This is a genomic window from Bradyrhizobium sp. 35 (assembly GCF_023073215.1).
GTDB classification, from domain to species: domain Bacteria; phylum Pseudomonadota; class Alphaproteobacteria; order Rhizobiales; family Xanthobacteraceae; genus Bradyrhizobium; species Bradyrhizobium canariense_D.
Genome location: NZ_JADPJC010000161.1, coordinates 1 through 8,227 on the forward strand (window position 1 = coordinate 1; position 8,227 = coordinate 8,227).

8 protein-coding genes and 6 pseudogenes are annotated in these 8,227 nt (G+C 59.9%); 10 read left to right on the forward strand and 4 right to left on the reverse strand.

All coding sequences use genetic code 11. The features are described 5' to 3' along the window. Positions 1–114: 114 nt before the first annotated feature. Positions 115–615, reverse strand: a pseudogene (locus IVB36_RS37975) (IS110 family transposase); the annotation flags it as partial. Between the two features lie 48 nt (positions 616–663). Here IVB36_RS37975 and IVB36_RS37980 point away from each other — a divergent pair. The 7 genes and pseudogenes from IVB36_RS37980 to IVB36_RS38000 form a co-directional block, all read left to right on the forward strand. Further along, positions 664–1,095 (forward strand): transposase, encoded by a 432-nt coding sequence (locus tag IVB36_RS37980; protein WP_247394871.1) that lies wholly within the window; start codon positions 664–666, stop codon positions 1,093–1,095. Continuing rightward, positions 1,092–1,370: an IS66 family insertion sequence element accessory protein TnpB gene (tnpB, locus tag IVB36_RS37985; protein ID WP_247394873.1), complete on the forward strand. Its 279-nt coding sequence runs from the start codon at positions 1,092–1,094 to the stop codon at positions 1,368–1,370. The genes IVB36_RS37980 and tnpB overlap by 4 nt, the downstream gene beginning before the upstream one ends. A gap of 187 nt (positions 1,371–1,557) precedes the next feature. After that, positions 1,558–2,334: pseudogene (locus IVB36_RS40240) on the forward strand (IS66 family transposase); the annotation flags it as partial. Further along, entirely contained in the window at positions 2,264–2,677 is a 414-nt protein-coding gene (locus tag IVB36_RS40245; protein ID WP_256467281.1) for a transposase, read from the forward strand. The pseudogene IVB36_RS40240 and the gene IVB36_RS40245, both read left to right, overlap by 71 nt. Positions 2,678–2,759: 82 nt before the next feature. Then, a complete protein-coding gene (locus IVB36_RS40645; protein WP_346731077.1) occupies positions 2,760–2,900 on the forward strand; it encodes a transposase in 141 nt (46 codons plus the stop codon). After that, positions 2,833–3,078 carry a transposase domain-containing protein gene (locus tag IVB36_RS40250; protein ID WP_247394875.1) on the forward strand — a complete coding sequence of 82 codons (246 nt, stop codon included), beginning with the start codon at positions 2,833–2,835 and terminating at the stop codon, positions 3,076–3,078. The genes IVB36_RS40645 and IVB36_RS40250 overlap by 68 nt, the downstream gene beginning before the upstream one ends. 51 nt (positions 3,079–3,129) lie before the next feature. Beyond that, a pseudogene (locus IVB36_RS38000) lies at positions 3,130–3,263 on the forward strand (IS30 family transposase); the annotation flags it as partial. 33 nt (positions 3,264–3,296) lie between these two features. Here the strand turns inward: IVB36_RS38000 and IVB36_RS38005 are convergent. Beyond that, positions 3,297–3,920 (reverse strand): annotated as a pseudogene (locus tag IVB36_RS38005) (IS3 family transposase); the annotation flags it as partial. A 90-nt stretch (positions 3,921–4,010) separates the two neighbouring features. Between IVB36_RS38005 and IVB36_RS38010 the strand changes: the two are divergent. Continuing rightward, a complete protein-coding gene (locus tag IVB36_RS38010) occupies positions 4,011–4,400 on the forward strand; it encodes a transposase DNA-binding-containing protein (protein WP_247394878.1) in 390 nt (129 codons plus the stop codon). A gap of 113 nt (positions 4,401–4,513) precedes the next feature. Further along, complete coding sequence (locus IVB36_RS38015; RefSeq protein WP_247394880.1) at positions 4,514–5,488, forward strand: IS4 family transposase; 975 nt, start codon at positions 4,514–4,516, stop codon at positions 5,486–5,488. A gap of 21 nt (positions 5,489–5,509) precedes the next feature. Here the strand turns inward: IVB36_RS38015 and IVB36_RS38020 are convergent. Both IVB36_RS38020 and IVB36_RS38025 read right to left on the reverse strand, forming a co-directional pair. Then, a pseudogene (locus IVB36_RS38020) lies at positions 5,510–5,684 on the reverse strand (IS30 family transposase); the annotation flags it as partial. A gap of 263 nt (positions 5,685–5,947) precedes the next feature. Beyond that, a pseudogene (locus tag IVB36_RS38025) lies at positions 5,948–6,263 on the reverse strand (ATP-binding protein); the annotation flags it as partial. A 511-nt stretch (positions 6,264–6,774) separates the two neighbouring features. Between IVB36_RS38025 and IVB36_RS38030 the strand changes: the two are divergent. Then, a complete protein-coding gene (locus IVB36_RS38030; protein WP_018459079.1) occupies positions 6,775–7,809 on the forward strand; it encodes a hypothetical protein in 1,035 nt (344 codons plus the stop codon). Positions 7,810–8,227 lie beyond the last annotated feature (418 nt).

Here is an 8,227-nt window from a genome sequence, read left to right on the forward strand (position 1 = left end):
ATCGACGGCCATCCCCATAGCCGCATCGAAGACCTCATGCCGTGGCGATTCCGCAAAACGTCAAGCCAGCCTCAATAGGGTTGCGGCTAAGCGCTTACGGATCGGTTGGGCCATCGTGGGAATGTCCGCTATCGTAGCCAGGAGCTTGGCGACGTGACAGGGACCCTTTGCGACGATGCTCCCGAACTCGGCCAAGTGGCCTCGTATCGCATTAATGATTTGGGTTCGCTGACGGACTAAAAGATCGCGAGCACGAAATACGATCGCCGCTGCTTGTTGCTCTTCTGTTTTCATCGCCACGAAACGCATGGTCGGCCGCTGCGCGGCTTCACAGATGGCTTCCGCATCGGCTGCGTCGTTCTTTTGTGGCTTAACAAACGGCTTGACGTAAGCCGGTGCGATGAGGCGAATCCGATGTCCGAATTTTGCGATCTCCCGCCCCCAATGATGACTACTAGCGCAGGCTTCCATGGCAACCGTGCAGGCCGGCTGCGTGGCGAAAAACTTAAGCACCTGCTCTCGCCGCAGCGTCTTGCGGAGAGCCACGGTTCCTGAGACATGGACTTGAAACACGTTTTTCGCCAGATCCAGCCCAATCGTGCTAACCCCTGACATAGGAACCTCCGTTTCAATGATGTTGGACGATGCCACCTTGCCACAAGGATGCTGCGAGGGGGCGTCCACCCCATCAGTGATAGGCGCGGTGCCCAAGTCGGACGGCTCGAAGTAGTGGACACAGGCCGGCGGCGGCGCTGGTCCGAGGATGAGAAGCTCAAGATCGTCCTGGAGAGCTTACAAGCGCCGCGCCAGGTCGCTCCGACGGCGCGACGATATGGCGTTTCGCGCTCACTGCTACTGCGATGGCGACGGTCGTTTCGGCCTGAGCCGAAGGATGCCGCCCATCAACCTGGCTTCGTACCGGCAATGGTGGTCGCGGAATCAGGTCCGGCGCCCTGTCCAGCCGCGCCGGCTAGCAGCGGCGGGACGATCGAGATCGAGTTTGCTGCCGGGGCTCGGATGCGGATCACGGGTACGGTCGACGCGGCCGCGCTGAAGGCCGCCGTGGCGGCGTTGGCAGATGGACGCTTACGGTGATCCCCATTGAGTCGGGCGTGCGGGTGTGGATTGCGACCGGTCACACCGATATGCGCCGGGGCATGAACTCGCTGGGCTTACTGGTGCAGGAAGCCTTTAAGCGAGACCCGCACGGCGGCGACCTCTATGTGTTCCGTGGCAAAAGCGGCAAGTTGATCAAGATCCTTTGGCACGATGGACCGATGGGCATGTCGCTTTATGCCAAGCGGCTGGAGCGCGGCCGCTTCCTGTGGCCGTCGCCGGCTGATGGCGTCGTGACAATTACCCCAGCCTAGCTTGGCTACCTGCTCGAGGGCATCGACTGGCGGATGCCGCAACATACCTGGCGACCGCAGGCGGCCGGCTGATCGCTGTGATTTGAATCGGTGTTGCGATCACCGGTTCGGACAGCGTCTTGTGATTCTCTAGTCGACGATGGGCGCCGATGATTCTCTTCCCGACGATGTGATCACCCTGCAGGCGATGCTGCGCGCCGAGCGAGCGGCCCGGTTGGCCGCAGAAGCCGAGGCCCAGGCGGGGACCTTGCTCATCGAGAAGCTCAAACTCACGATCAAGAAGCTCCGGCATGAGCAGTTCGGACAGTCCTCCGAGCGAGGCGCATTGCTGGACCGGCTCGAGCTACAACTCGCCGACCTGGAGGAGACCGCGGCGCAAGCTGAGACCGCGGCGCAGATGGCAGCCGACAAGATTACGGTGCCATCGTTCGAGCGCCGCAAGCCGGCCCGCCGGCCGCTGCCAGAGCATTCGCCGCGGGAGCGCATTGTCTATCCGGTGCCTGCCACCTGCCCATGCTGCGGCGACAGCCGATTGCGCAAAATTGGCGAGGACGTGACCGAGACGCTGGAGTTCGTTCCGCGCCAGTGGAAGGTGATCCAGCATGTGCGCGAGAAGCTCGTCTGTCGGGCTTGCGAAGCGATCACCCAGCCCCCGGCTCCTTCGCACCCGATTGCGCGCGGGCGTGCAGGGCACAAGCTGCTGGCTCATGTCCTGTTCGGCAAGTACGGCCTGCACCTGCCGCTTCATCGTCAGAGCGACGTCTACCGGCGTGAGGGCATCGACCTCGATGTCTCGACGCTCGCGGACTGGGTAGGTGCCTCCGCCGCAAGCCTGATGCCTTTGGTCGATGCGATCCGGAGCCACGTCTTCGCAGCCGAGCGCATCCACGCCGATGACACCACGGTGCCAGTCCTGGCCAAGGGCAAGACCCGGACCGGACGGCTCTGGACTTACCCGCGACGACCGTCCGTTTGCCGGCCCAGATCCGCCGGCGGCCGTGTTCTTCTACTCGCCCGATCGTGGCGGTGCGCATCCGGAGCAGCATCTGGCGGGCTACGCCGGAATGATGCAGGCCGACGCCTACGCCGGCTTTGGCAGGCTCTACGAGGCCAATCGCAAGGGCGGCCCGATCATCGAGGCCGCATGCTGGGCTCACGGCAGACGCAAGTTCTTTGATATGGCACGGCTCAGCAAGGCGCCGATCGCGGCCAAGGCGGTCAAGCGCGTCGATGTCCTGTTCGCCATCGAGCACGAGATCAACGGACTTCCTGCGCAGGGAGCGTCTGCGTGTTCACCAGGAGCGTAGCCGCCCCCTGATCGTTGAGCTGGAGGCGTGATTACGCGAGCAGCGCGCCAAGCTCTCCAGGAACAACGACACGACCAAAGCGATCAATTACTGCCTCAGCCGCTGGGACGCATTTAGCCGCTTCCTTGATGACGGACGGCTTTGCATGTCGAACAATGCTGCTGAGCGTGAGCTACGGGCGTGCCGTGGGACGAAAAAACTGGACCTTTGCCGGCTCCGATGAGGGCGGTCGGCGTGCGGCTGCCATCTACAAACTCGTCGCCACCGCCAAGCTCAACGACATCGACCCACCGGCTTGGCTGGCCGAAGTGCTGGCGCGCCTACCCGATCACCCTGCTAAGCGCATCCACGAACTCATGCCTTGGAATTGGCTACCTCAGAACATCGCTCACGCCGCATAAGCGCGGTCAGCCCAAAATGACGTAACCACGGGGCAACACCGGACACTTATGAAAGGCACAGACCTGAGCATCCATAGCGCCGACGAGATATCCGCTGTGGGGGCGGCCCTCAATGCCCGACCCGAAAGACACTAGGCTGGAAAACGCCGGCGGAGGCGCTTGACGAACTGCTGTCATGGGTGAGACAACTGGTGTTGCGACGACCGATTGTATCCGCCCTGGCTGCCACGATCGGAGTGATGCATCAGGGCATCCGGCTTACCGCGCCGCCTGGCGCTCATCGACCAGCCTACCACGCGGCGAGAGAACAGGTCGATCACGGCCGACACGTAGGGCGAGTCCTCGACGATCCAGATTCGCCGGCACGTACTATCTGGCGGTCGCCTTTGTCTTTCGGCAGACGCCGGCGGCGTGGCCGCGCCCGCAAGGCCTGCTCGCGCATCACCCGCTCGATCCGGTGCAGACCGCATTCGACTCCATCCGCCAAATGGTTTCGCCAGACACGCCGTGCACCGTGGGTCTGATCGCTGGCAAGGAAGCTTGCCGTGACCTGCTGGCCTACTTTCTCGTCGCTTTGGGATCTGGCGCTGGGCGATCGGTTCAGCCAGATGTGGAACCCCGCCCGGGATACGCCCATTGCTCCGCATAGCCATGCCACCGGCCAGACGTTCCGGTGCTTCGCGACGAAGCCGAACTTCATGTCGCTTCCTTTGCGAAGTAGGCAGCGGCCTAGGATATCTCGCTCCGCCTTCAGATTGGTGACCTCACGCCGCAGCCGCTCGATCTCCAATTTGCTCAGCCGTCATCTGCCCGTGGCCGGGGAAGGCCTGCACAGGGTCGGAGCCGAACACCCTCAATCGAAAAATCCTGAATCGGATGAATCGCTTGTGATTCATTGTTGAGCACCTGAATCGCGACGGCGAGGTGCCTTCATGTGTTCGAGCGGTGCGATATCTCGTCGGTTGACGGGCCCGGATGGTTACCAGGATGATCCTGATGAAAGCGCCATCGCACCCTGGACTCAGCGCGAGATCGACAAGACTGCCTTCAAGGATGCCCGTCTTGGTCAACGATTTGGCGAGCGGTTAAGGCAAATTGGTGACGGCATGGGCGGGAGCATACGGTTCGCGCGCCAAGACTGGGCGAATACGAAGGCAGCCTACCGCTTCTTCGCTAACGAGCGCGTGGAGGAAGCCGATATTCTTAGCGGCAACTTCGCCGCCACGCGCACCCGTTACGATGATTGTACAGGCCCGATTCTCCTTCTCCAGGACACCACAAATTCTCCTACCAACGCGCGAACACGAGCGCGATCGGCATAACGTCAATAGCGGCCGGGACAAAGGTGGCCGTTGTCGCCATCACACGGTCTGCGGAATGCTGATGCATTCGAGCCTCGCGGTGGCCGTAGAGGGTCTCCCCCTGATTGGCGGCGGTGAAGTTCTGGACACCGAAAAAATTCAAGGGCACGGCCCAACTCAAGAAGAAGGTCAACCCGACCCGCGTTCCCATCGAGAAGAAGGAGAGCGTTCGATGGCTCGACAATCCCAGGCAATCGATCGAACGGCTCGGACAGCCGGAGCGTTGCATTCATATCGGCGACCGCGAAAGCGACATCTACGAATTGTATTGCCTGACGCAAGAGCTTGGCGCTCACTTCCTTGTCCGCGCCTGCGTCGATCGGCTGGCAGGCGATGGCGGCCATACGATTGCGACCGAGATGGAAGAGACCAGCGTCAAGGGCGTGCATTACATCGACGTGCGGGACGACAAGGGCGAGATGACGAAAGCCGCGCTGGAGATCAAGTTGAAGCGGATTGCGGTCTTGCCTCCGATCGGAAAGCAAAACCGCTATCTCGCCCTCGACCTGACGGTAATCCACGCCAGCGAGCGCGGTGCGCCAAAGGGCCGGAAACCCATTGAGTGGAAGCTAATCACGGACCTACCCGTCCGGGGACGCTCCGAGGCAATCGAGAAGATTAACTGGTACGCCATGCGGTGGAAAATCGAGATGTTCCACAAGATCCTGAAATCGGGCTGCAGGGCGGAAGACTCGAAACTGCGGACCGCGGAGCGCCTCGCTAATCTGATGGCGGTCTTCTGCATTCTCAGCTGGCGCGTGCTCTGGCTCACCATGCTCAATCGCACGGCCCCAGACGCGTCACCGAAGATGGCCTTGACAGACACCGAGATCGCATTGCTCGATGAACTCATCAGCGACGTCGGCAATCGACGATGTCGCCCTGGAACCCTCGCATTCTACTTGACCAAACTTGCACGATTGGGTGGCTACCTGGCCAGGGCCGCCGATCCGCCACCCGGAAATGTTGTCATCTGGCGCGGACTCTCCAGACTCACCGATATCGAACTCGGCGCCGAAATCGGAGCGGCTGGAAATGTGGGTAATTGAAAGCTTCACCGGACGGATACTGCCTTTCGGGAAGTACTGCCGCAGCAACCCGTTGATGTTCTCGTTAGTGCCGCGCTGCCAAGGGCTTTGCGGGTCGCAGAAGTAGACCTGGATACCCGCATCGATCTTGAGACGATCGTGCTGAGCCATTTCGGCTCCTTGGTCCCAGGTTTGAGCGACGCAGCTCTTCAGGTAAGGTGATGACGGTGCGCGTGATCGCGTCGCGCACGGCTTCGGCCCCGTGTCCCGCGAGTGCAGGTCCGTTCTTCACGCGCGGAGCTTCGCCATGCCCGCCAATCGGGGAAGGTGCAATAGCATCGTGAAGCGTCGTGCGCTTATAGCGCGACAATTTAGATGGGAAGCGCGCGACAACCAGGATGGCGGCTCGGTGTCGCGGCGAGGTGATGATTGCCACGATGATTGTCGCGCGCAAGAGTTTTGTTCGATTGTCGCGGAGCGTCAATCAGCGAGTGTTTTTGGTGTCGCGTGCGAGGATGGTCGCCCCGACCACGCTTCCGCTCGAGCGCGGTGCGCCTGCGATAGCTTTCGACGTCATCTCGACGATGGTGGCGTGGTGAACGAGGCGATCGATGGCGCCGAGCGTCATAGCAGGATCCGGGAAGCCCCTGTTCCACTCTCCAAACGGCTGATTGGCGGTGATCAGCATGGAACGCCGCTCGTAGCGAGCGCTGATGAGCTCGACCAGCACCCTGGTCTCGGCCTGCTCCTTGGTGACGTGGACAAGATCATCGCAGATCAGGAGGTCGAAGCGATCGGGCGGTTAATGGCGGCCTCTCGGCTGGCATGTTCGAATATTCGCTCGTTCCTTGATCATTCCGGCGCGTCTGAAGCGCGAATTGTGACCAGCTATGACCAGCTCAGATATTACAAATGGAAGAGAAGTTCGCCCTTTCCCGACCGGAGTCACTAAAGCGACGTCCTCAGCACGTCCACTAACACAGGGTGCTGCTCCGTGTCGTTTATGACAACAGCGCACGACTTGTCAGGTTCAAACCACCAGTGTTTCTTCAGAATACCTCTTAGGCAAGCAATGCCCAGTTCAGATAAACATAATCAACGCTGGCACGAGGATTGCTCTTCAGAGAGAGAATGGGAAAAGCCCAATGCCCCGGCGGCAAAGAAGATTGTCTCGTTAGCATTGATCGCTATTTTGGGGTGACGCTTGCCTACTCTAAAGCGATGGCAATGGTCGCCTCAAATACGTTCGACGCTCCGATTGTGCCGCTATGTCAATTTCTGTTGCTAGTCGAGCTAGGAGAACTGCGATGAGACTGCTCATACTCACAGGCTGTCCGGATTGCTTAGGTGAAAATGATGTACCCATCGGTGACGCGTTCCGTCGTTACGGCTGGGAAGTGATTTTCGGCGAGATCACGGCTATCGGGTCAGAAGACTATCGTTATTTTACACGCGGAGTCTTGGTGTCGCCAACCGGAGAGCCACACCAGCTTGGGTCCGCAGCGCAGGGGACGAGGGGTGTATATTTCATCGACGAATGCCAACTGGTCTTGCTCAACGACGGGGCGCCGTCTAGCATCTCCGGTGATGTATGGCAAATGCTGTGGCTGGCCTCGCAACATACCCCCTTCGTCAACAGCATTGAGGGTACGTTATTTCTAGAAACAAAGCATGCATTGGGTCTCGTCGTGCCGAAAGAGCATAGAGCATTTGCATATGCATCGAATGAGTTCTCTCTACTTTGGGAACGCTATCGGCAGAGCGCCGATCTCTGGTGGGTCGCGAAGCCGCCAAACGCCTATTGCGGGCAAAACGTCTTCTTGCTGCCTCCCAAAGGACCAAATGTTCGAGCGATCCTCCAATGCCTCACTGGAAATGCTGACGCGCAGAGCAAATTCGGTGGTCTCACCGAACGCGAATCTCTTGTGAAACGGCACCAGTACCAGTACGGCCTGAATGGTTTCAAGGCTCAATACGCTGTTCTTGAGCACTTCATCTCCGAAGTGGGACAGGGCGAAAAGCGGGTCATCGTTGCCTGCGGGCGGGCAGTTGCTTGGCACGGCCGGAAAGCGTCGCCGGATGATCACAGATCTAATATCGCGCAAGGAGGAAAGCCAATTCCAGTCGAGTTGCATTCCACCGAGGTTGAACTCGCCGAGTTGGTCGGTCGGAAGCTGATGGACTATGGAATCAATTTCGTTGGGCTCGATATGGCTTACCCTTACATAATAGACCTTAATCTTACGAGTCCGGGAGGGCTATATGATGCGACGCTGGCCTCGGGGCTAGATCAATCGGATCAGGTAGCAAAGCTCATGATGGGCCACTTTCAGAAGCCATAGTAGCCTATGACTGCCCGCTCAGCTCTAAAATGGAGGCGATCGTGTACAGGTACGCGATGGCGGTACTGCGGCCCGCAGCCCGGCCTCAATCAGTCGGACTGGGGCCTGCCCCCACGCCGTCCTCGTAAGTCGACAGGCGGAGTTGGGAGGCCGGGTGTCGACAACTCGGAACTCTTACCGAGGCCATTCTAGCCCCTCACTGGGATCTTCGCGGATCTGGTGCCCGAACTATCTTGAGCTTCTCATCTTCGGGCCAGCGCCGCCGCCGTGTCCACCACCACAACCCCTCGACTTGCGGACTGCGGCTATCACTATCCATAGTCGTCCGTTAAGAAGCCGAATTGAGCGGGGGCGGACAGGCAAGCGTATGCGATAGCTGGATTAGGAAGAGGCACAAGAGTTCTCTGAGCCAGGCGAG

Excerpts from the sequence above, each read along its gene's own strand:
- IVB36_RS37980 (WP_247394871.1), top strand. The coding sequence starts at position 664 with ATGCTGCGAGGGGGCGTCCACCCCATCAGTGATAGGCGCGGTGCCCAA.
- IVB36_RS40245 (WP_256467281.1), top strand. The coding sequence starts at position 2,264 with ATGACACCACGGTGCCAGTCCTGGCCAAGGGCAAGACCCGGACCGGAC.
- IVB36_RS40250 (WP_247394875.1), top strand. The coding sequence starts at position 2,833 with ATGCTGCTGAGCGTGAGCTACGGGCGTGCCGTGGGACGAAAAAACTGG.
- IVB36_RS38010 (WP_247394878.1), top strand. The coding sequence starts at position 4,011 with ATGTGTTCGAGCGGTGCGATATCTCGTCGGTTGACGGGCCCGGATGGT.
- IVB36_RS38030 (WP_018459079.1), top strand. The coding sequence starts at position 6,775 with ATGAGACTGCTCATACTCACAGGCTGTCCGGATTGCTTAGGTGAAAAT.